The following is a 20,687-nucleotide window of genomic DNA, read 5'->3' as shown; positions in this document are numbered from 1 at the left end:
CGTCTCTCCTGCGTGGCCACATCATTTAGGCGTACGCAGGCAAGGCGCGCTCGACCGATCTTGCTGTTTTGTCAAGCTTTGCAGAATATCGCCAAGGACCATTTACGGGCATGCCCAATTTGTGGACGAAGTATATCGAGGGCAAATCATTGTCTCGATCGATCACGACACGGACTCACGACCAAGATCCAATCCGCTGTCGACGCCCGGGGCTTTCCGATCCAGCTCGTCTCGTCATGGCTGTGGTTGCACGTCTATGAGTTAATGCCAACCCTTCTCAATCCCAAAAGAACGACTTGTTGACCTCTTTGACCGCCTGGCGGCGCGTCAGACCGATGTCGACTAACTGGTCATCTGTCAGATCCCTCAGAACCCGCCGTCCTTCGCGCTTCTCCTGCCAATGCTGGTAAAGTGCCCAAAGCCGACGCACGACATGCGGCCTTGGCTGCGCCGCCGCACTCTCCATGTTCACCGAACGGGCGTCTCCCGCCTCGGCCGAACAGATTGTACCCATTGTGCTCATTTTTCATTTCCAGACGATGATGACAATTTTGATGTACCGAGCCAAACGATACAAATTGACTCATACTCTTGACTCAACAACAGGGACAATCTAGGAAATTGTCATTATGACAAATTGGCTCCCCGACATTTCGAGCGGAACCGGCCCGGTTTACATCCGTGTCGCCGACAGCATCGAGAATGCGATCACGCATGGCGTCTTGCCGCCGGGCACGAAGCTGCCGCCGCAGCGCAATCTCGCCTATGATATCGGCGTTACCATCGGCACGGTCAGCCGGGCCTATGCCCTTGTGCATGAACGCGGCCTCGTCGCTGGCGAAGTCGGCCGCGGTACCTATGTTCTCGAGCGTTCGAACGGCAAGCAGATCGAGCTTGTCGATCCGATCACGCAGGCGCTTGCCGGTACCCGCGGCCTGAACACACCCGACGCCAAGATCCGCTTCGACACGACCGCCGCTCCCGACATCGGCCAGGGCACCATCATCGGCAAGCTTTTCGCCGACATCAGCAGCGAGCACCAATCCGAGATCTCTTCCTATTCAAGGAACTTCCCGGCAAACTGGTTTGAGGCTGGGCAGATCTGGCTCGCCCGAAACGGCTGGAAGCCGGCAATCGAGACGATCGTGCCGACGCTCGGCGCGCACGCCGCCGCTATAGCAGTCATTTCCGCCGTCACCTCGCCGGGCGACAAGATTGTCTTCGAGAACCTCACCTATACGCAGATCAGCCGCGCCGCGCGCCTGCTCGGAAGGCGCTCGATCCTCGTGGATTCGGACGAGCACGGGATGATCCCGGAGGATTTCGAACGTCTCTGCCAACAGCAGCATCCGCGCCTCGCCTTCCTGATGCCGACAGCCCATAATCCCACACTGGTGACGATGCCGGAGGCAAGACGCCGGGCGATTGCCGCCATTGCCCGCCGCCACAGCGTATGGCTGATCGAGGACGACCTCTACGGCGGCATGACCGGCGACCAGAACCCGCTGATGGCGGCCATTGCGCCGGAGCGGACGTTCGTCGTCAGCAGCCTGTCGAAATCGGTGACAGCCGGCGTGCGCGGCGGCTGGGTCGCTTGCCCGCCGCATTTCGCTCAGCGCATCAAGGTCACGCACAAGATGACGACAGGCGGCTTGCCTTTCATATTGGCCGAAACCTGCGCGCGGCTCGTGCTCGGCGGTCATGCCCTGGAACTGCGCCGCAAGTCCGTCGAAGAGATTAACGCCCGTGAGCAATTGGCACGTGAGGCGTTATCGGGCTTCGAGTTCAATTCGCATCCACATCTGCCATTCCTGTGGCTGAAGCTGCCGGAACCCTGGCTTTCGGGTACCTTCAAGAATGCAGCCCTCTCCGAAGGCGTGCTCATCGATGACGAGGATGAATTCAAGGCCGCCCGAATCGATAGGGTCTATCATCGCGTCCGCGTCGCCTTTTCGTCACCACCACAGCGAAAAGATGTTGCCGCCGGGTTCATGACATTACGCAGGTTGTTGGAAAACGGCTCATCGGGTTACGATAGTCACATTTAAGCAAGCCTTATCAATTTATCGACAGACATCTTGCCTAAATGCGCATTCGCCGCCTCGACACTTAGCACGCTACCATTCTATCAATGAACGTGAGGATTCGCCCGCTACACTAGGGGGAGCGCATGGCTATTGCAGGCTTTTTCAGCAAGCGTTTAGTTTTGAGTTTTCTGACAGTCAGTTCGATATTCGTTGCGGGTCAATCGACCGCAATCGCCGCCGACACAGTGGCGGCGACACCCGCCCCTCAAGTCAAGATCTTCGACGAACTGCGTTTTGGCGCAAGCGGCTCCGTCCAGAGCGGCAACGAGCACGAAAGCGGTGTCTTCCCGGATGTTCAGGTCCTCTTCAATCCGTTCGGCTACAATCCGACCGCCGACTGGAAGGATCAGCTGACCCATCCTCGTATCCATGTAGGCACGTCGATTGGTACGTCTGGCTCCGCGACGCAGGTCTATGGCGGCCTTTCCTGGACGCTCACAAATAGCAACGGCATCTTCACCGAACTCGGCTTCGGCGGCACGGTGCACACCGGCAACCTGGACGACTGGCGAGAGCATGGTCCGATGCTCGGCTGCCGCCTGCTCTTCCACGAATATGCCGGCCTCGGCTACAATTTCGACAATCATTGGAACGTAATGGCGCAGATCGCGCACTCGTCGCATGCCAATCTTTGCGATGGGCCTAACGGCGGCATGACGCGCGCCGGCATCATGGTCGGCTATAAATTCTGACCTTGCGAAGCGGCCGCCCATGGCCGCGCGCTTGATTTTCGCTACATCCATACCGGCGTGTTGTGAACGCCGGTGATTTTCCTGTCGCACGACAGGGAGAGTTGCGCTAAAGAGACCCCGATCCCTGACCGGTCTTCAAATCCTTTACAGGCAAGGACACTCGAGCGCCCATGACCATTTCCAATACGATCCAGATCACCCCCGAACTGATTGCCGCCCACGGCCTGAAGTCGGATGAATATCAGCGCATTCTGGATCTGATCGGCCGCGAGCCCACGTTCACCGAGCTCGGCATCTTTTCGGCCATGTGGAACGAGCACTGCTCGTACAAGTCCTCCAAGAAGTGGCTCCGCACCCTGCCGACCCAAGGACCGCGCGTCATTCAGGGGCCGGGCGAAAATGCCGGCGTGGTCGATATCGATGACGGCGATTGCGTCGTCTTCAAGATGGAGAGCCACAACCATCCGTCCTACATCGAGCCGTATCAGGGTGCTGCCACAGGCGTCGGCGGCATCCTGCGCGACGTCTTCACCATGGGCGCTCGCCCGGTCGCTGCCATGAACGCCTTGCGCTTCGGCGAACCGGATCATCCGAAGACCCGCCACCTCGTCTCCGGCGTCGTTGCCGGCGTTGGCGGCTATGGCAATTCCTTCGGCGTTCCGACTGTCGGCGGCGAAGTCGAGTTCGATGCGCGCTACAACGGCAATATCCTGGTCAACGCCTTTGCGGCCGGTCTTGCCAAGTCCAATGCGATCTTCCTTTCGGAAGCCAAGGGCGTCGGACTGCCGGTCGTCTATCTCGGCGCGAAGACCGGCCGTGACGGCGTCGGCGGCGCGACCATGGCATCTGCCGAATTCGACGAATCGATCGAGGAAAAGCGCCCGACCGTTCAAGTCGGCGACCCCTTCACGGAAAAGTGCCTGCTGGAAGCCTGCCTGGAACTGATGCAGACAGGCGCCGTTATCGCCATCCAGGACATGGGTGCGGCTGGCCTTACCTGCTCCGCCGTCGAAATGGGCGCCAAGGGCGACCTCGGCATCGAGCTCGATCTCGACAAGGTGCCGGTGCGCGAAGAGCGGATGACGGCCTATGAAATGATGCTCTCGGAAAGCCAGGAGCGCATGCTCATGGTGCTGCAGCCGGAAAAGGAAGCGGTGGCGAAGGCGATCTTTGTCAAATGGGGCCTGGATTTCGCCATCGTCGGCAAGACGACTGACGACCTGCGTTTCCGGGTCATCCATCAGGGCGAGGAAGTTGCAAATCTGCCGATCAAGGATCTGGGTGACCAGGCTCCGGAGTATGATCGTCCGTGGCGGGAATCCGACAAGCGCGCCGCCCTGCCCGCTGATCTGGTTGCCGCGCCGGAAGATTACGGTCAGGCTCTGCTGAAGCTCATTGGCTCTGCCAACCAGTCCAGCCGCCGCTGGGTCTACGAGCAGTACGACACCTTGATCCAAGGCAATTCGCTGCAGCTTCCAGGCGGCGACGCCGGCGTCGTCCGCGTCGAAGGCCATGCGACCAAGGCTCTCGCCTTCTCCTCCGACGTCACGCCGCGCTATGTCGAAGCTGATCCCTTCGAAGGTGGCAAGCAGGCCGTCGCCGAATGCTGGCGCAACATCACCGCAACCGGTGCCGAGCCGCTGGCCGCGACCGACAATCTGAACTTCGGCAATCCGGAAAAGCCCGAGATCATGGGCCAGTTCGTTGGCGCGATTAAAGGCATCGGCGAAGCCTGCCGCGCGCTGGATTTCCCGATCGTCTCCGGCAATGTCTCGCTCTACAACGAGACCAATGGCGTTGCCATCCTGCCGACCCCAACGATCGCAGGCGTCGGCCTATTGCCGGATTGGAAGGCGATGGCCCGCATCGGCTCCGCTTCGGAAGGTGACCACGTTCTGATGATCGGCGTCGACGGCAGCCATCTCGGCTCCTCGATCTATCTCCGCGACATCCTCGGCTCGACCGACGGCCCGGCTCCGGAAGTCGATCTCTTTGCCGAGCGCCGCAACGGCGATTTCGTCCGCTCCGCCATCCGCAATGGCCAGGTCTCGGCCTGCCACGACATATCGTCCGGCGGACTGGCGTTGGCACTCGCGGAAATGGCGATGGCATCCGGCAAGGGCCTGAACATTGATCTCTCCGAACACAAGACCCTGCCGCATGCGGCACTTTTCGGCGAGGATCAGGCCCGCTACGTCATCGCCGTTCCGGCCGATGTCGCGGATTTCGTCTGCATCAATGCTGAAAGCGCCGGCATCCCCTTCCGCCGTCTCGGAACGATCGGCGGCGATGCACTCGTTATCGATGGGTTGTTAACGCTTCCGGTTGAACAGTTGCGTGAGGCGCATGAATCGTGGTTTCCTGCCTTCATGGATGGCGGCGCGCTCGCCGCTGCTGAATAATCGAGGTACCACTTATGCCCATGAACCCCGGCGATATCGAAGACATGATCAAGGCCGGCATTCCCGGCGCCAAGGTGACGATTCGCGACCTGGCCGGGGATGGCGATCACTATGCAGCCGAAGTTGTCGCGGAAGCCTTCCGCGGCAAGAGCCGCGTGCAGCAGCACCAGATGGTCTATGATGCCCTGAAGGGCAATATGGGCGGTGTTCTGCACGCCCTCGCGCTGCAGACGTCAGCGCCCGACTGAGAGCGCCTGCGCCGCTTCGCCGGAGTTGAAGCTCAGCTCCGGCAATCTCTTCACTGAGAATTCAGCGAAATCCGCAGCCGGCAACGGACCGGCTGTCATCAGCGTGAAATCGAAGAAGGCCCTGAGATCGGGACCGAGCACATATTGCCGGTGAACTCGCAGGAAATCCCGCTTGATCTTCTTGTAGTGCTTTTCCGACAGCATCTGCTTGAAGCGCACGAAGAGGATCGAAGCCTGCCGGACATCCTCATGGCCGCAAACAGCCGCGACTTTCGCCTTATAAAAATGGATTGCATCGGTCAGACAGTGAACGTCGAGCCAGAAGATGTCCTTGCAGCGCGCGATCAATCCCACACGTGAGCGCAACACCTTTGCCGGCCGCATGAGAGCACATTGCAGGATGGCACTGCCGAGGGTCGTAAACACCACGCGCTTGCCTTGCAGCAGGTCCGGCTCGCGCTCCAGCAATAGGCCGACCACGTGAGCTGCCACGGACGAGCCCATGCTATGCGAGGAGATGACGAACTCTTCGACGTCGGGCTCATCCAAGGCTTGCCGGACGCTGACGGCGCTCGCTTCCAGCCACTGTTCTGCGCCTATTCCGTTTAAACCCGCCATCGCGACCGCCATCTCCCAATCGGAAAAGAGATGCAGAGTATGCAGCTTTTCGGCTTGCGGCAGGAAAACATAGACGAAAAAGGCGACTGCGAGCGCGATGCTGCCGATATGACTCCAGGCCGGCAGCCCGAAAAGGATTGGCGCAATCGCGATCGACAGGCTGAGAATCAGCCCCGCAAGCATCAGCAGAAAGGGAAAGATAAAGAACAGGCCGAAGCGCCATGCATGACGGAAATAGCCGGTCATGCCGCCCGAAGCGGCAACTTTTGCTGCCGCAAGATAGCCCTGCATCAACCGTGTGAAGAATGGCCTCCCGTTCAGCGTGGCAACCAGATCGTTGTGATCGACGATGTGAATGCGGCTTTGCGTATGCCAGTCCGCAGCCGTCGCCGTGACATCGAAATACGGCGCACGGCCGAAATTCTTCATCTCATTCACTGACGCGGTGAAATCCCAGGCGGCGGCGCTCTGCCGCGCGGTACGCTCGTAACGAGCCCGATGTGCGGCAGCATCCAGCGGCTCGAAGCCAGGGAAGTGGAGAACCACCCTCTTCTTGATAGGATTCATATTATAGTCTGTCCCCGGGACGCGCCAAACGCAACTGAAGATGGCCATGACCACGAACTGCCGGCTTTTTCATGGCGGAGCAATATAATCTGCTGAAAATAAAAAAGTCTGGAATCAAACGTTTACGATCGTTGCCGTGGGCAGAAAAAAGCCTGTTCCCAAGAATCCCGCCCGCTGACGTGCCATATTGTGGCAGCACGGCATATCTCAGCATTCATGGCGAGGATATGGAGAAGCCTCTGCACATGAGTCTACCGGTGGAGCAATCATGATTTTTTCGGCGATAGGAGACGCCATCCGCTGCTGTGTCGGGGCGGTCGCGGCACGATAGCCGAAAGCGATGCTCAATATAAGGACGATGGCACTAACAGTCACGGCGCTATTCAGGATCGATGCTCTTGGCGTGCGCACGTGCTCGAAATATTCCCGCTCGCCTTCGCTGGTGTCTACAGAGCTATAAAATTCGCGCTCTTCACCAACCTGCCCGTCTGAATAATGGTGGTGGCTCATGGTGTCCGCTCCCTCAAAATGCGACTGCAATGCTCACAAGGGACCGATACGCGCCAAATCGCATCAATCGAAACACTTTTACAAACATACCGATCGTTTGTAAATTAGATAGCAGACTAATACTAACCGTCCCTTGCTTCAAATTTATGTGTGTTGTTCAGGCGCGGAGTTGAAGGTTCGTTTTCAAAACGCACTGTTCAGAAAATCAGCTCAATAGGGCCTATTCGCTGTCGTCCCACGTCGTAAATCCGCGAGTCCATTCATGCGATGAAAAAAACGATGCGCATGTTTTGCGGCTGGAAATCTTGTCGGCTGCTTGCTATTTAAGGGACAGATGTAACGCTGCGGACCTTGACCCCGCATGTGAAAGGAACTGGACAATGAGCGGCATTCACGAATTCATCGATAATGAAGTTAAGAACAACGACGTCGTTCTTTTCATGAAAGGCACGCCCCAGTTCCCGCAGTGTGGCTTCTCCGGCCAGGTGGTCCAGATTCTCGACTATATCGGCGTCGACTATAAGGGCATCAATGTCCTTGCCGATGCCGAGATTCGCCAGGGCATCAAGGACTACTCCAACTGGCCGACCATCCCGCAGCTTTACGTGAAGGGCGAATTCATCGGCGGCTGCGATATCGTGCGCGAGATGTTCCAGGCGGGCGAGTTGCAGCAACACCTTCAGGAACACGGCATCAGCGTTCGCGGCGCCGCCTGACCGGGCACCGGGCTCCTCGTCCGGTTTCCATAGTTAAATTTGATCAATTGGGCGCTGCCGCCGGGCGGCGCCTTGACATGTTTATGGGAATAAAACCGTGACGACTTCATCCCAGGCCATGTCCCAGGGGCAGCTGCCCATGGGCAAACGCGAGTTCATCGTACTCGCGGCCTTTCTGATGGCGATCAATTCGCTTGCCATCGACATCATGCTCCCCGCATTGCAGCAGATCGGCTCCAGCCTCGGCGTGATGAACGAGAATCATCGGCAATATGTGGTGACGGCCTATCTGATTGGCTTCGGCTCGGCGCAGCTCATCTACGGCCCCCTGTCGGATCGCTTCGGCCGCCGCCTGCCCCTGTTGATCGGCCTGACCGTTTACGTCATCTCCGCGTTCGGCATTGCCCTTATCCCGTCTTTTGCCGGCCTCCTAGCGCTCCGCTTCATCCAAGGTCTAGGATCAGCAGCGACGCGCGTCATCACCATTTCCATCGTCCGTGACGTCTTCGGCGGCCGCCTGATGGCCGAAGTGATGTCGCTGATCATGATGGTATTCATGATCGTTCCGGTCATCGCGCCGGGAAGCGGCCAGATCATCATGCTCGTCAGCACCTGGCACATGATCTTCGTCTTCATCGGCACCATGGCGACGCTCGTCGGTCTCTGGATGTATTTCCGGCTTCCGGAGACCTTGAAGCCGGAAAATGTCCGTCCGCTGACCATCAGATCGGTAGCCTCCGGCTTCAGGATAGTTCTGACGAACCGCGTGGCGCTCTGTTACACCTTGGCCAGCACGTTCCTTTTCGGAGCGCTGTTCGGCTTCATCAATTCGGCGCAGCAGATCTATAGCGGCATTTACGGGCTGGGCGTGTACACGCCGGTTGCCTTTGGCGGCGTGGCGCTTTTCATGGCGCTGTCCTCCTTCATAAACTCACAGCTCGTCGGCCGTTTCGGCATGCGGCGACTTTCCCATGCGGCATTGCTCGGCTTCTCCTTCATCACCTTCATTTGGATGCTGGTGCAGCTCTATGGCCCGGCACCGATGCCCTTCCCACTGTTCATGCTGTTTTTCGCGCTGGCAATGTTCCAGTTCGGCTGGATCGGCTCGAATTTCAATTCTCTCGCCATGGAGCCGCTCGGCCATGTCGCCGGCACCGCCTCCTCCGTGCTCGGCTTCATGAGCACGGTCGGCGGCGCCTCGATTGGCGCCGGTATCGGCCAGTATTTCAACGGTACGGCAACGCCGATGGTCATCGGCTACTTCACCGTTTCGCTGATCGGTCTGGTGTTCGTGGTGATCGCCGAAAGGGGACGCCTCTTCCGCCCGCACAATGCGCCGCCTCCGGCCGATCAGTCTCTCGCTTTACATTGACAGGCATATTCGAATGACAACCCCGCCTCAATCCCAGTCGCCGGCTCAGCCGCCCGTGCAGTCCGGCTCCAGCCGCATCGGTCTTGGCATCGTGGAATTCATCCTCACGATCGCCTTGATGACAGCCAGCATTTCCATGGGCATCGACAGCATGCTGCCGGCGCTGCCGAATATCGGCCAGTCGCTCAATGTCGCCAACCCGAACGACATCCAGCTCGTCATAGGCGTTTATTTCCTCGGATTCGGCATCTGTCAGCTTTTCTTCGGCAGCCTGTCGGACACCTATGGCCGACGATACATCCTGCTTGGCGGTCTTGCCTTCTATACGGTGACGCTGTTTGCCGCGGCCTGGAGCGGCAGCCTGTTTGCCTTGCTTGCCATGCGCTTTGCCCAGGGCGTTGGCGCTGCGGCCGTGCGCATCACCACGCTCGCCATCGTCCGCGATTGCTTCGGCGGTCGCGAAATGGCCCGCGTCATGTCCTATGTCATGATCGTATTCATGATCATGCCGATGGTCGCGCCCTTCGTCGGCCAGATGATCGTTGCCTATTCGAACTGGCAATGGATCTTCATCCTGCTCGGCATCGTCAGCGCCGCCCTCTTCCTGGTCGCTTTCTTCCGTATGAAGGAGACGCTGCCCGCTGAAGAGCGCCTGCCGCTTTCTGTTTCGTCGGTTCTTTCAGGCTTCAAGACGGTGCTGACTAACCGCATCACCTGCGGCTACATGATCGGGCTGACGCTCTATACCGGCATTATCTGCGCCTACATCGTCTCCGTGCAGCAGGTCTTCGGCGAAGTCTACGGCCTTGGGGACACGTTCCCGATCGCCTTTGCGGCAACGGCCGCAGGCACCGCCGTCGCACAATTCGCCAATGGCTATTTCGTTCGCAGCTTTGGCATGCGCCGCATTTCCCATGCCGCCATGATCGTTTTCACCGTTTTAGGCGCTATCGGCTACATCGTCGGCATGTTCGGCCAGCCGAGCTTCACCTTCATTTATGTACTGATCTCGGTCATGCTGATGATGTTCGCCGTCATCACCACCAACTGCATGGCCATCAGCCTGGAGCCGATGGGACACCTGGCGGGAACGGCAGCCGCCATCACCAGCTCGGTCTCCACGACAGTCGGCGTCCTGCTTGGCGGCGTCGTCGGCCAGATGTTCGATGGCACTGCACAGCCGCTGCTTGCCGGCTTCACCATATTTGGCGCGCTGTCGATCGTCGCAACGCTGTGGGCGGAACGCGGCAAGCTTTTCACCCATCCCGGCGATACGCCGGCGCTGGAGCCGGGCATGGGGCACGTCTAGAGCGACGTGACTTCATGAATTAAACACCGCTGCGCGGCCGGCTGACCCAGCGCAACGCAGCGGCGATCGCAAGCCCGAAGAGCGGCCACATCGCCCAAGGCGTGCCGTGCCAGGTGAAAAGATTGATCGCCACGATGCCGATGCCGGTGATGACAAGGCTGGCAATCGCCATATCGATCTGCCTGTTGCTGCGGGCGTAGCGGACCGCAGCAACCCATAGGATCACAAGTATGGGCCATTTCGCCCAGAACTCGCCATCCCAGGTTAGCCCATTGATGATGGCAAGTGCGATGCAGACGATGAGGGCGCTGCCATAGCTCCGCCGCCAGTCTTGCGGCACGGGTACCCCCAACGCAGGTTTCGGCGCCTGCACAGGAGTTGGCTCCGGGGCGGACCGATAACCGGATGTAGTGTCGACAACCTGCACGCCGCCGATCCGCACTGCATAGCTCGGCACGCCGCCTTCGATGTTTTTGACCTCGAGCTGCCCGAGAAAATCGAAACCGACCGCCACCTTGTTGCGGACCTGATCATAGACGGTGTTGGAAATGACGATGCCACCTGGAGCAGCGCGCGACTGCAGCCGGGCGGCAATATTGACGCCGTCTCCATAGAGATCGTCGCCATCGGCGATCACATCACCGAGATTGAGGCCGATGCGAAAGAGCATCTGCTTGTCGGGATTGATTACGGCATTGTAGCCGGCAAGCTCGTTCTGCGTGTCGATCGCAGCGCGCACGGCCTCGACGACGCTTGGAAACTCGGCGAAGACGCCATCGCCCCAGGTGTTGATGACCCGGCCGCCGTGGGCTTCGATCAGCCGTTTCATCGCATCGCGGTAACGACGAAGGGTTGAAAGCGTCCCCTCCTCGTCCTTTCCCATGAGGCGCGTATAATCCTGCACATCGGCGCAGAAGATGGTGGTCAGCTTGCGGCTCGTCTCGGACATCTGTCTCATCCCCGCGGCAAGCGCCGACCAAGGCTCTTGCCTGTTGGAGCAAAGATAGCCCTCCGGCTGTCACTTTCCAAGAGGCCGCGCCGGCTATCGTGGCGTGGTTCCCCTCAAAGAGTGAAGACTTCGCGCCGCAGCAGCTCCCATGTGTCCTTGTCCACCGCGACAAGGAGCCCGCCATCGAGGTGATGCGGCAAATAGGGCGAACCGTCGAAACGGCAGACATAGGCTCCGGCTTCGGCCGAGATCAGCGATCCCGCAAGGTGATCCCAAGGCATCAGCTTGTTGTACATGAGATAATGCACATAGCCGCCCGCAAGCGTGCGGTATTCATGCGCCGCGCAGCGATAGCAGGTCGTGTAGCGCACCTTGGCGAGATTACCCATGACCTCCGCACGCTTTTCCTTCGGCAGAAAACCGGTGGCCGCCATGCCGACCAGCTCTTCCAGCGGGACGGAGGGAGCAACGTTTAGACGCAGCATCTCACCATCAGGCCGACGCAGCCATGCACCGCTGCCGCGCTCCGCCAGCACCCAGTCATCACCCATCGGATCGAAGATGATGCCGGCAACGGTTTCCCCCTTCGAGACCACCGAAGCCATGACGCCGAAGGCTGGAATGCCGGCAGCAAAGTTGAACGTGCCGTCGACGGGATCGACGATGATGGCAAGATCGGCATCCTGCAGCTTCTTCAGTAGCGAGGGGTCGGCCGCAACCGATTCCTCGCCGATGAACAGCGCCTCGGGCCAGAGGCGCGAAACCTCTGCCTTGATCATGCGCTCGGCCCGCTCGTCGGCCTCCGTTACCAAGTCGGTCGCCTCGCTCTTGGCGCGGATATCGTCGCTGCCGAGCCTGCGAAAACGCGGCAGGATCTCCGTCTGCGCCGCGCGGCGCAGCACATGAGCAAGCGTGGTAACGTCAACGAGCGATGTCATGCTTTTTCCTTTCGCGTCAGGCGCCGATGATCTCGCGGCGGATCATCCGCCAGCTTTCCTCGTCAGGCGCAGAAATGATGCCGCCGGTCGTTTCGCCGGGCTTGTAGGGCGTACCATCGAATTTGGCGGTATAGCCGCCCGCTTCCTGATGCGCCAGCACGCCGGCCAGATGATCCCATGGCATCAATTTGGAATGGCCAATGAAATGCCATTTGCCCGACGCCACCATCCAATATTCGTAGGCCGAGCAGTTGAGAGAGAAAGCCATACGGGTCTTCGATAGATTGCCACAGATGCGTGACCGCTCGGGCTCATCCATATGCCCCCAGGATATGGCGCCCGTCATCGCATTCAAAGACGCCGGTGCGGCGACGGCAAGCCGCCTCACTTGCCCGGTTTGCCGGCGCAGGAAAGTGCCGCCGCCTTTCATGGCGGTCAGGGTGTCGCCAAGCACAGGATCGTGGATGATGCTGGCGATCGTCTCGCCATTGGCGATGATAGCGATGATCGTCCCGAAGACAGGCAGTCCGGCAGCGAAATTGAAGGTGCCATCCACAGGATCGATGGTGAAAGCCAATTCCGCATGTGCCAGCGTCGGCACGACAGACTTGTCGGCCTCATAGGCTTCTTCGCCCACTATGACGGCCTTTGGAAACCGTGTCTTCAACGCCGCGGTGATGTGCCGCTCGGCTAGAAGATCCGCCTCGGTCACGAGGTCGATAGCGGAAGTCTTTTCCGATATGTCGCCAGCGTCTAGATTGCGGAAACGCAGCATGATTTCCTTTGACGCCGCTTCGGCAACAATCGTCATCACATAGTCGAAATCAGCATCGGAGAAATTCATAGGAAGCCTCTGTTTTGAAAGGGCTTCCTCTTATGCCCGATTCGATGACATCGGTGTGGCAAAAGCCCTGAATTTACATTGGATCGCTGGAAGACCCCTGTGTCATCAACCCAGCGAAATCGAACAGTTTCGGGTCGAGCAGGTGGGAAGGGTTCACATGCGCCAGGGCGCGCAACATCGTATCCTTGCGGCCGGGCATGCGCCGTTCGATATCGGCGAGCATATCCTTCATGGCATTACGCTGCAGCCCATCCTGCGAGCCGCAGAGATCGCACGGGATGATCGGAAACTGCATGGCGGCAGCAAATTTGGCAAGATCGTCCTCGGCGGCATAGGCGAGCGGACGCAGAAGCATCAAGTCGCCTTCGTCGTTGAGCAGCTTCGCCGGCATGGAGGCCAGCCGGCCGCCATGGAAGAAGTTCATGAAAAAGGTTTCGAGAATATCCTCGCGATGATGGCCCAGCACCAGCGCATCGCAGCCCTCCTCGCGGGCGATGCGGTAGAGGTTGCCGCGGCGCAGGCGCGAACAGAGCGAGCAATAGGTTGCCCCCTCCGGCACCTTCGCCTTCACGATCGAATAGGTGTCGCGATACTCGATGCGATGCTCAACGCCGATCTTGGTGAGATATTCGGGCAGAATATGCTTCGGGAAATTCGGCTGGCCCTGATCGAGATTGCAGGCGATGATTTCCACCGGCAGCAAACCGCGCCATTTCAGGTCAAGCAGGAGCGCCAGCAGACCATAGGAATCCTTGCCTCCGGAAAGGCCAACCAGCCAGCGCTTCTGGCCCTTCAGCATCTGGAAGTCTTCCATAGCCTGGCGTACCTGCCGCAACAGGCGCTTGCGAAGCTTGTTGAAGGAAACGGAGCGCGGCGCATCGGAAAACATCGGACGCGCGGCAGAGCCGCCATCTTCAGCCTCGATATCGATGTCGTCTTTCACCGTGGTCGCGATATTCATTCCGTCATTCCTTGGATCTCGCCACGCTGATAGCAGAAAGCGGGACGAGAAGACATGGGTATCAATCACCGAATACGGACCAGCCGGTGCGGGCCGCCAGCATTTCCAATGCCACGGCACCGAGCTGCGAATTGCCGACCTTGTTCAGGCCCGGCGACCAGACGGCGATCGAGCCAATGCCCGGCGCCACGGCCAGGATGCCGCCGCCGACGCCGCTCTTGCCCGGAAGGCCGACGTGATAGGCGAAATCCCCCGAGCCATCATAATGCCCGCAGGTCAGCATCAGCGCATTGATGCGCCGCGCCCGCTTCGGCGAGACGACGGAGTGCCCGGTGATCGGATTGCTGCCGCGTGCGGCGAGATAGAGCCCCGCCTTGGCAAGCTGCCGGCAGCTCATGGAAAGCGCACATTGATGGAAATAGACACCGAGCACATGCTCGACCGGATGGTGGATATTGCCATACGCGCGCATGAAATTGGCGAGCGCGAAATTGCGGAAGCCCGTCTGCGTCTCCGAACGCGCCACGCTGTCATCGATGCTGATCGTCTCGTCGTCGGCCACATAACGGACGAAGCGCAGCAGCTCGCCGATCGCCTCGCGCGGCTCGTGTCCAGCGAGTACGACATCGCTGACAGCGATGGCACCTGCATTGACGAAGGGATTGCGGGGAATACCCTCTTCCCGCTCCAACTGGACGATGGAGTTGAAAGCCGTGCCAGATGGTTCGCGCCCTACACGATTCCACAAGCTCTCGCCGACCTTGCCGAGCGCCAGGGTCAGCATGAAGACCTTCGAGATACTTTGGATGGAGAAAGGAACGCCGGCATCACCGATGCTGTAGACTTTGCCGTCGACAGTCGCGATTGCCATTCCGAACTGCTTCGGATCAACCTTTGCCAACTCCGGAATGTAATCGGCAACCTTGCCCTCACCGATGCGCGGCGAAAGCTCATTGTGAATGCCGTCGAGAATAGCCTGCAAATCCGTCATGAGGCGCTCCAAAGACAAAAAAGCCGCTCGAACCGAGCGGCTTTTCATTCATCAAGAAAGTTATCCGCTTATTAACGCGAATAGAATTCGACGACCAGATGCGGTTCCATGACGACGGCGTACGGTACGTCGCCGAGGGCCGGAACGCGAGCGAAGGTCGCAACCATCTTGTTGTGATCGACTTCGATGTAGTCCGGAACGTCGCGCTCAGCGAGAGCAACCGATTCCAGAACGGTTACGAGCTGCTTGGACTTTTCGCGAACTTCGATAACGTCGCCAGCCTTGCAGCGGTACGAACCGATGTTGACGCGAACGCCGTTAACGGTGACGTGGCCGTGGTTGACGAACTGACGGGCAGCAAAAACGGTCGGAACGAACTTGGCGCGGTAGACGATCGCGTCGAGGCGCGATTCGAGCAGGCCGATCAGGTTTTCCGAGGTGTCGCCCTTGCGACGGTCAGCTTCAGCGAAGATCGCGCGGAACTGCTTCTCGCGCAGGTCGCCGTAGTAGCCCTTCAGCTTCTGCTTGGCGCGCAGCTGCACACCGAAGTCGGAAAGCTTGCCCTTGCGGCGCTGGCCGTGCTGGCCCGGGCCGTATTCGCGACGGTTAACCGGGGACTTCGGACGGCCCCAGATGTTCTCGCCCATACGGCGGTCAATTTTGTACTTGGACGATTCGCGCTTGCTCATCGCATTTCCTTTCAAGTGTTATTGCGGCCCGTTGCCGAACCGCGAAGGAAACACGCCCTCCTCTGAACTCCGTTTTCGAGCTCTGACAGGCTTCTCACGTTAGCGAACGGACGAAGCCACGGGACATGTCAAATGAAACACCGGACATTTCTGCCCGGCGTTGGCGCGGTCTGTAAGGGGTTGTCATGGAATTGTCAACAGCAGGATCGGCGAGAAGCGCGCAGTTTCATTCCTCACGCCCCAGGCCGCGCCAATCCTCCGGCACATTTGGTAACGACGGCATTAGGTCCGGCTCGGATGTCGCCTTTCGAAACTGCACGCCATCATCGGTCAAAGCTGATATCTGAATGGGGATGCCGCTGCTATTGACTGCAAGCAGACCGACTATATCCGGTGGCACCGATCGAATATAGCGCTCCGCTCCATTCAGCACCTCCACAAGCCTGTCGCGAATGACGCTGGCCGTAAGATCGACTGGAAGACCTCTCACGGAATCATAATCCTCGGTCGAAACCGATAGCCCTCTTCGCCGAATTTCATCAATTATCCTGATCGGAGAATAATGCGGTGGCTTTCCCGAGGCTGCGACGACAACCGCACCAAGCGGAGACAACCTTTCGTCGATCATTAACAAATCGACGAAATCCCGAGGCTTTGTCCGGGTTGATGCCGCGAGAACCTTATTCACGGCGAGGTCCGCTGGATGAAGCCTTGCACCCCACTCCCTGTCTCGAATAAGCGGGAAAAACCGGGTTCGAGATTCGTTCATCCATTGAATGAGCGTATTCTCCCGCGCCTTGGAGACTTCCGCCTCGACACAGCCATAGACATTTACCTCGACATAAACACGGAAACCGTCACTTTTGAGCGTTTCCATGTCCCGCTCGGCGACAGGACCGATTTCCTCGTCGGTATCTTGGAAGATATCGATATCGTCGGACAGACGAGGCCAATTCATATCAAGGACAAGCCCACCTGCGACATAGCTGGTTTCCGAGCGATTTTTCGCAATGGACGCCATAATCTCTTTTTGCAGTTTGGTCAGCGCCATCGCCTATCGCCCAACCTCGTCAAGCATACGACGCCCCATTGCAAAGGCGCGTGCATCGCCGCGCTCCATCAAGGCGCTGGCTATCACACTTGCCTTCTGCGCCAAATCGGGTAGGCGATCCAGATCGATATTGTCAAGAAGGCGGGTGCCGTAGCGGTCAAGCGCTTCTTCGACATTCTCTCGAAGACGCTCTTTCCTTTGTCGATGTTCTGCGCGCATTTCCGCCGCTTGCGACAGGATATCATTGCGGCACGCTGCGGGAACTAGAACTTCCACCCTCACTAGGTCGGACGCTCCACCACTTTCCCTATATCGCTGGATCCTGTCACGCACGGCCATGAATTCATCTCCTGCAACGATGAATATAAGCGTATCCCGGATACGGATCAAGAGTGCCCGTATCTCAGGCTATTCGGCCGCCGCCTGCTCGCCGCCATCCAGATCGGGCGCATTGGCATCGCCGGGCGCGGTCTGTGAGCCCATATCCGGGAAAGCGACGATCCGCTTGCCCGAGAAATCCGTGTGAACGACGACGCTGCCTTGCTCTTCGAAATAGCTCAGCAGCCGCCGCGCGCGTCTGGCCGAATGTGTGCCGTAGGCACGGGCGATGCGGGCGTCGGACGGGCACGGCTCTCCGCTGATGGCGGCCTTGGCCAACATTAAAAAGACGCCCTGCAGGTCATCGGTGACGCTGGTAGACAGCGAAAGCGCCGTTGCCCATTGATCCGTTGCCATGACTTCTTCGTCAGCGCCGGAGCGCGCAATCGCCACGCGGCGACGGAATTCCGAGAGGCTCATGGGAGCACCGGGAACCCGGCGCATGCGCAAACGAACGAGAAACTCCTGATAGAGCACCGAATCCGTGCGGAAGCCCGAGGCCGGGTCGTCGAGGATTTCGGAAAGCACGGCACCCACCCTCGCCTCGCGATCCTCGCTGGATAATTCCGGCTGGCTGACCTTGGGCTCGGAAGGCGCCTGGCTTGCCGCCGGCACGGAGCGGGAAAGCTCTGCCAGAATATCGGTCGTCGGCCGCGGCGCTGGCGTGGTGCGGCGGACAACGGGCCTCGCAAACTCTTCGGGGTCCGGCGTGAAAATCAGATCCTCGACATCCTGCGGCGCATCCGGCAGCGGCATCAGCTTCGGGCTGGAAGAGCGAGCCGAGGTCTCCACCGCGCCGATGGCGATCGGCAGCGGACGGCGCGAAAGTGCCGGCCCGAGGGCTACGAAATTGCCGCGCTTCAGGTCGCGGAACATTTCCGCCTGCCTGCGGTCCATGCCGAGAAGATCGGCGGCACGCGCCATGTCGATATCGAGGAAGGTACGGCCCATTAGGAAATTGGAAGCTTCCGCCGCCACGTTCTTGGCAAGCTTTGCGAGGCGCTGCGTCGCGATGACGCCGGCAAGGCCGCGCTTTCGGCCGCGGCACATCAGATTGGTCATGGCGCCGAGCGACATCTTGCGGGCATCTTCCGAAACGTCGCCGCCGACCGAGGGCGCAAACATCTGCGCCTCGTCGACCACCACAAGCACCGGATACCAGAATTCGCGGTCGGCATCGAACATGCCATTGAGGAAGGCGGCTGCAGCGCGCATCTGCTGCTCGATATCGAGCCCCTCGAGCGTCAGCACGCAGGAGACGCGGTGCTGGCGGATGCGATTGGCGATGCCGGCAAGCTCGGCTTCCGTGCGCTCGCCATCGACGACCACATGACCGAACTTATCGGCCAGGGTGACGAAATCGCCTTCCGGATCGATGATGACCTGCTGCACCCACTGCGCCGACTGTTCCAGCAGCCGCCGTAGAAGATGAGATTTTCCGGAACCGGAATTGCCCTGCACCAGGAGACGGGTCGCCAGCAGCTCCTCGATATCGAGCTGGGCGCTGGTCCCGCCGGACGCCGTTCCCATGTCGATGCCGACCTGCAATGCACTTCCCCTATGAGCAAGAATCAAATGTGAATGCGCCCCATCTTTCTGAAAGGACGCGCCCTCGTCTAGCAAAGATTTCCAAGCTTCGCGCCCGTGGATTGAAAAAACCCACAGGCGATTGCGAGGCCTATCTGAAACGCAGATTAGCCCGCGACAGTTCGCTAACCGAGGTGCAGCCCATCAGCTTCATGTCGCGCTCAACTTCGGTGCGCAGATGCCTGAGCGCTCGCTCCACACCAGCCTGACCGGCAGCCGCGAGCGGATAGAGATAGAAACGACCGAGACCGACCGCCTTGGCGCCGAGCGACAGAGCCTTCAACACATGTGTGCCGCGCTGGATGCCGCCATCCATCATCACATCGATGCGGTGGCCGACGGCATCGACGATCTCGGCCAGCTGATCGAATGCCGAGCGTGAGCCGTCCAGCTGCCGCCCGCCATGGTTCGAGAGCACTATGCCGGTGCATCCGATGTCGACAGCACGCTTGGCGTCCTCGACCGACATGATGCCCTTCAGGCAGAACTGCCCGTTCCAGTGCTTCACCATCTCGGCAACGTCGTTCCAGTTCATCGACGGATCGAGCATTTCCGTGAAATATTTGCCGATCGACATCGCGCCGCCGCTCATGTCCACATGCTCGTCGAGTTGCGGCAGGCGGAATTTCTCGTGAGTGACATAGTTCAGTGCCCAAGCGGGCTTGATGGCGAACTGGGTAATGCCGGCGAGATTGAGCTTGAACGGAATGGAAAACCCAGTGCGAAGATCACGCTCACGATTGCCGCCGGTAATGCTGTCCACCGTCAGCATCATCACATTGACACCGGCTTCCTTTGCCCGCTCCATCATCGCACGGTTCAGGCCGCGATCCCTGTGGAAATAGAACTGATAGACCTGCGGTCCGGAATGCTTCTTGCGAATTTCCTCAAGGCTGACAGTGCCGAGCGAAGAAACACCGAACATCGTGCCGAGCGAGGAGGCCGCAGCAGCCACCGCGTTCTCGCCCTGATGATGGAAGAGACGCTGCAACGCCGTCGGCGAGCAATAGAAGGGCGTGGCAAGCTTTTGTCCCATGACAGTGACAGACATGTCGATCTCACTGACCCCACGCAGGACATTGGGCACGAGATCGCAGCTTTCAAAGCTGGTTGTGTTTCGCCGCAGCGTCACCTCGTCGTCGGCTGCGCCGTCGATATAGTTGAAGATCGGGCCGGGAAGACGCTTTTTCGCAAGAAGACGAAAATCATGGAAATTGTGGCACTCACGCAGACGCATGGCTAACCTCGGCATTCTCAAAAGACATCAATGACATACCCCCCCAAATACCCCGCCGCTCAGTCAAATCCTGCATTACAGCCGGTGCAAACGCGCTTCCCATTTGTAAAGCACATCCGGCTCCTTCTCCTCATTGCCTGCTCCGTCAGACTCGTCAACCACGAAGAAGCCGTGCTTCTCGTAAAAGCGGCGCGCCGGCTCGTTTCTCTGGAATGTCCAGAGCGACAGCGCCGGATAGGTCGACTTGGCGACATCGAGCAGGCGGCTGCCTATACCGCGCCCCTGCGCCTCGGGCAGAACATAAAGCTGGTCGATCCAATCCTCGAGGAAAGCAATGACGCCGACCAGGCGACCACCCTCTTCCGCGCCCCAGACCTGGCAGTCTTTGAAGACCACAGCGCTCCAGAAACCGACATCCTCTTCCGGCGTATGAAGCCCCGCAAGCGTCGGCAGCCGCTCGTTGAAGGACGCACGATGAACGGCTGCAGCGGCCGGCATATCCACGAGCTCGAGTTTGCGCAGCGAAACTTTGTCTTTCATC

At 59.3% G+C, this 20,687-nt stretch carries 21 protein-coding genes; 7 read left to right on the top strand and 14 right to left on the bottom strand.

Going from position 1 to position 20,687, the window contains the following annotated elements; translation table 11 throughout:
- Positions 1 to 277: 277 nt before the first annotated feature.
- Positions 278 to 523 (bottom strand): DUF1127 domain-containing protein, encoded by a 246-nt coding sequence (locus AC13QE_RS08195; RefSeq protein ID WP_488483294.1) that lies wholly within the window; start codon positions 521 to 523, stop codon positions 278 to 280.
- A gap of 106 nt (positions 524 to 629) precedes the next feature.
- Here AC13QE_RS08195 and AC13QE_RS08190 point away from each other — a divergent pair, with 106 nt between their 5' ends.
- From AC13QE_RS08190 to AC13QE_RS08175, 4 genes are all read left to right on the top strand, one after another.
- On the top strand, positions 630 to 2,048 hold the full coding sequence (locus AC13QE_RS08190; protein WP_132716769.1) for an aminotransferase-like domain-containing protein: 1,419 nt from the start codon (positions 630 to 632) through the stop codon (positions 2,046 to 2,048).
- Positions 2,049 to 2,170: 122 nt separating this feature from the next.
- On the top strand, positions 2,171 to 2,779 hold the full coding sequence (locus AC13QE_RS08185) for an acyloxyacyl hydrolase (RefSeq protein WP_488483293.1): 609 nt from the start codon (positions 2,171 to 2,173) through the stop codon (positions 2,777 to 2,779).
- A 170-nt stretch (positions 2,780 to 2,949) separates the two neighbouring features.
- The gene (purL, locus tag AC13QE_RS08180) at positions 2,950 to 5,181 is read left to right on the top strand and encodes a phosphoribosylformylglycinamidine synthase subunit PurL (protein WP_488483292.1); all 2,232 of its coding nucleotides are present in this window, start codon (positions 2,950 to 2,952) and stop codon (positions 5,179 to 5,181) included.
- 14 nt (positions 5,182 to 5,195) lie between these two features.
- Positions 5,196 to 5,429, top strand: a complete 234-nt coding sequence (locus AC13QE_RS08175; protein WP_004108912.1) for a BolA family protein — start codon at positions 5,196 to 5,198, stop codon at positions 5,427 to 5,429.
- Here AC13QE_RS08175 and AC13QE_RS08170 read toward each other — a convergent pair.
- Complete coding sequence (locus AC13QE_RS08170) at positions 5,415 to 6,614, bottom strand: hypothetical protein (protein ID WP_488483291.1); 1,200 nt, start codon at positions 6,612 to 6,614, stop codon at positions 5,415 to 5,417. The genes AC13QE_RS08175 and AC13QE_RS08170 overlap by 15 nt on opposite strands.
- Positions 6,615 to 6,821: 207 nt before the next feature.
- Complete coding sequence (locus AC13QE_RS08165) at positions 6,822 to 7,124, bottom strand: hypothetical protein (RefSeq protein ID WP_488483290.1); 303 nt, start codon at positions 7,122 to 7,124, stop codon at positions 6,822 to 6,824.
- Positions 7,125 to 7,504: 380 nt separating this feature from the next.
- Between AC13QE_RS08165 and grxD the strand changes: the two genes are divergently transcribed.
- The 3 genes from grxD (at position 7,505) to AC13QE_RS08150 (ending at position 10,521) form a co-directional block, all read left to right on the top strand.
- Positions 7,505 to 7,840, top strand: coding sequence for a Grx4 family monothiol glutaredoxin (gene grxD / locus AC13QE_RS08160; RefSeq protein ID WP_015340050.1), 336 nt, complete (start codon positions 7,505 to 7,507; stop codon positions 7,838 to 7,840).
- A gap of 139 nt (positions 7,841 to 7,979) precedes the next feature.
- On the top strand, positions 7,980 to 9,212 hold the full coding sequence (locus tag AC13QE_RS08155; RefSeq protein ID WP_132717681.1) for a multidrug effflux MFS transporter: 1,233 nt from the start codon (positions 7,980 to 7,982) through the stop codon (positions 9,210 to 9,212).
- A gap of 13 nt (positions 9,213 to 9,225) precedes the next feature.
- Positions 9,226 to 10,521, top strand: a complete 1,296-nt coding sequence (locus AC13QE_RS08150; protein ID WP_132716773.1) for a multidrug effflux MFS transporter — start codon at positions 9,226 to 9,228, stop codon at positions 10,519 to 10,521.
- 19 nt (positions 10,522 to 10,540) lie between these two features.
- On the opposite strand, the gene AC13QE_RS08145 is transcribed toward AC13QE_RS08150, so the two are convergent.
- From AC13QE_RS08145 to AC13QE_RS08095, 11 genes are all read right to left on the bottom strand, one after another.
- Entirely contained in the window at positions 10,541 to 11,470 is a 930-nt protein-coding gene (locus tag AC13QE_RS08145) for an adenylate/guanylate cyclase domain-containing protein (RefSeq protein ID WP_488483289.1), read from the bottom strand.
- A 113-nt stretch (positions 11,471 to 11,583) separates the two neighbouring features.
- Positions 11,584 to 12,408 carry an inositol monophosphatase family protein gene (locus tag AC13QE_RS08140; protein ID WP_488483288.1) on the bottom strand — a complete coding sequence of 275 codons (825 nt, stop codon included), beginning with the start codon at positions 12,406 to 12,408 and terminating at the stop codon, positions 11,584 to 11,586.
- A 16-nt stretch (positions 12,409 to 12,424) separates the two neighbouring features.
- Positions 12,425 to 13,252 carry an inositol monophosphatase family protein gene (locus AC13QE_RS08135; RefSeq protein ID WP_488483287.1) on the bottom strand — a complete coding sequence of 276 codons (828 nt, stop codon included), beginning with the start codon at positions 13,250 to 13,252 and terminating at the stop codon, positions 12,425 to 12,427.
- Positions 13,253 to 13,325: 73 nt separating this feature from the next.
- Complete coding sequence (gene ttcA / locus AC13QE_RS08130) at positions 13,326 to 14,213, bottom strand: tRNA 2-thiocytidine(32) synthetase TtcA (protein ID WP_488483286.1); 888 nt, start codon at positions 14,211 to 14,213, stop codon at positions 13,326 to 13,328.
- Between the two features lie 61 nt (positions 14,214 to 14,274).
- Positions 14,275 to 15,204, bottom strand: a complete 930-nt coding sequence (locus tag AC13QE_RS08125; RefSeq protein ID WP_488483285.1) for a glutaminase — start codon at positions 15,202 to 15,204, stop codon at positions 14,275 to 14,277.
- 71 nt (positions 15,205 to 15,275) lie between these two features.
- Positions 15,276 to 15,893: a 30S ribosomal protein S4 gene (gene rpsD / locus AC13QE_RS08120; protein ID WP_015340058.1), complete on the bottom strand. Its 618-nt coding sequence runs from the start codon at positions 15,891 to 15,893 to the stop codon at positions 15,276 to 15,278.
- 226 nt (positions 15,894 to 16,119) lie between these two features.
- Positions 16,120 to 16,944, bottom strand: a complete 825-nt coding sequence (locus AC13QE_RS08115; protein WP_488483284.1) for a hypothetical protein — start codon at positions 16,942 to 16,944, stop codon at positions 16,120 to 16,122.
- A 3-nt stretch (positions 16,945 to 16,947) separates the two neighbouring features.
- Complete coding sequence (locus AC13QE_RS08110) at positions 16,948 to 17,283, bottom strand: hypothetical protein (RefSeq protein WP_488483283.1); 336 nt, start codon at positions 17,281 to 17,283, stop codon at positions 16,948 to 16,950.
- A gap of 69 nt (positions 17,284 to 17,352) precedes the next feature.
- Positions 17,353 to 18,870 (bottom strand): helicase HerA domain-containing protein, encoded by a 1,518-nt coding sequence (locus AC13QE_RS08105; protein ID WP_488483282.1) that lies wholly within the window; start codon positions 18,868 to 18,870, stop codon positions 17,353 to 17,355.
- 130 nt (positions 18,871 to 19,000) lie between these two features.
- Positions 19,001 to 20,146 carry an alpha-hydroxy acid oxidase gene (locus tag AC13QE_RS08100; RefSeq protein WP_488483281.1) on the bottom strand — a complete coding sequence of 382 codons (1,146 nt, stop codon included), beginning with the start codon at positions 20,144 to 20,146 and terminating at the stop codon, positions 19,001 to 19,003.
- Between the two features lie 75 nt (positions 20,147 to 20,221).
- Positions 20,222 to 20,686, bottom strand: coding sequence for a GNAT family N-acetyltransferase (locus AC13QE_RS08095; protein WP_488483346.1), 465 nt, complete (start codon positions 20,684 to 20,686; stop codon positions 20,222 to 20,224).
- Between the last annotated feature and the right edge of the window lies 1 nt (position 20,687).

Source organism: Martinezella sp. CNPSo 3957 (assembly GCF_057784395.1).
This window is presented reverse-complemented; position numbering and strand designations above follow the sequence as displayed.

Excerpts from the sequence above, each read along its gene's own strand:
- AC13QE_RS08195 (WP_488483294.1), bottom strand. The coding sequence starts at position 523 with ATGAGCACAATGGGTACAATCTGTTCGGCCGAGGCGGGAGACGCCCGT.
- AC13QE_RS08190 (WP_132716769.1), top strand. The coding sequence starts at position 630 with ATGACAAATTGGCTCCCCGACATTTCGAGCGGAACCGGCCCGGTTTAC.
- AC13QE_RS08185 (WP_488483293.1), top strand. The coding sequence starts at position 2,171 with ATGGCTATTGCAGGCTTTTTCAGCAAGCGTTTAGTTTTGAGTTTTCTG.
- purL (WP_488483292.1), top strand. The coding sequence starts at position 2,950 with ATGACCATTTCCAATACGATCCAGATCACCCCCGAACTGATTGCCGCC.
- AC13QE_RS08175 (WP_004108912.1), top strand. The coding sequence starts at position 5,196 with ATGCCCATGAACCCCGGCGATATCGAAGACATGATCAAGGCCGGCATT.
- AC13QE_RS08170 (WP_488483291.1), bottom strand. The coding sequence starts at position 6,614 with ATGAATCCTATCAAGAAGAGGGTGGTTCTCCACTTCCCTGGCTTCGAG.
- AC13QE_RS08165 (WP_488483290.1), bottom strand. The coding sequence starts at position 7,124 with ATGAGCCACCACCATTATTCAGACGGGCAGGTTGGTGAAGAGCGCGAA.
- grxD (WP_015340050.1), top strand. The coding sequence starts at position 7,505 with ATGAGCGGCATTCACGAATTCATCGATAATGAAGTTAAGAACAACGAC.
- AC13QE_RS08155 (WP_132717681.1), top strand. The coding sequence starts at position 7,980 with ATGGGCAAACGCGAGTTCATCGTACTCGCGGCCTTTCTGATGGCGATC.
- AC13QE_RS08150 (WP_132716773.1), top strand. The coding sequence starts at position 9,226 with ATGACAACCCCGCCTCAATCCCAGTCGCCGGCTCAGCCGCCCGTGCAG.
- AC13QE_RS08145 (WP_488483289.1), bottom strand. The coding sequence starts at position 11,470 with ATGTCCGAGACGAGCCGCAAGCTGACCACCATCTTCTGCGCCGATGTG.
- AC13QE_RS08140 (WP_488483288.1), bottom strand. The coding sequence starts at position 12,408 with ATGACATCGCTCGTTGACGTTACCACGCTTGCTCATGTGCTGCGCCGC.
- AC13QE_RS08135 (WP_488483287.1), bottom strand. The coding sequence starts at position 13,252 with ATGAATTTCTCCGATGCTGATTTCGACTATGTGATGACGATTGTTGCC.
- ttcA (WP_488483286.1), bottom strand. The coding sequence starts at position 14,213 with ATGAATATCGCGACCACGGTGAAAGACGACATCGATATCGAGGCTGAA.
- AC13QE_RS08125 (WP_488483285.1), bottom strand. The coding sequence starts at position 15,204 with ATGACGGATTTGCAGGCTATTCTCGACGGCATTCACAATGAGCTTTCG.
- rpsD (WP_015340058.1), bottom strand. The coding sequence starts at position 15,893 with ATGAGCAAGCGCGAATCGTCCAAGTACAAAATTGACCGCCGTATGGGC.
- AC13QE_RS08115 (WP_488483284.1), bottom strand. The coding sequence starts at position 16,944 with ATGGCGCTGACCAAACTGCAAAAAGAGATTATGGCGTCCATTGCGAAA.
- AC13QE_RS08110 (WP_488483283.1), bottom strand. The coding sequence starts at position 17,283 with ATGGCCGTGCGTGACAGGATCCAGCGATATAGGGAAAGTGGTGGAGCG.
- AC13QE_RS08100 (WP_488483281.1), bottom strand. The coding sequence starts at position 20,146 with ATGCGTCTGCGTGAGTGCCACAATTTCCATGATTTTCGTCTTCTTGCG.
- AC13QE_RS08095 (WP_488483346.1), bottom strand. The coding sequence starts at position 20,686 with ATGAAAGACAAAGTTTCGCTGCGCAAACTCGAGCTCGTGGATATGCCG.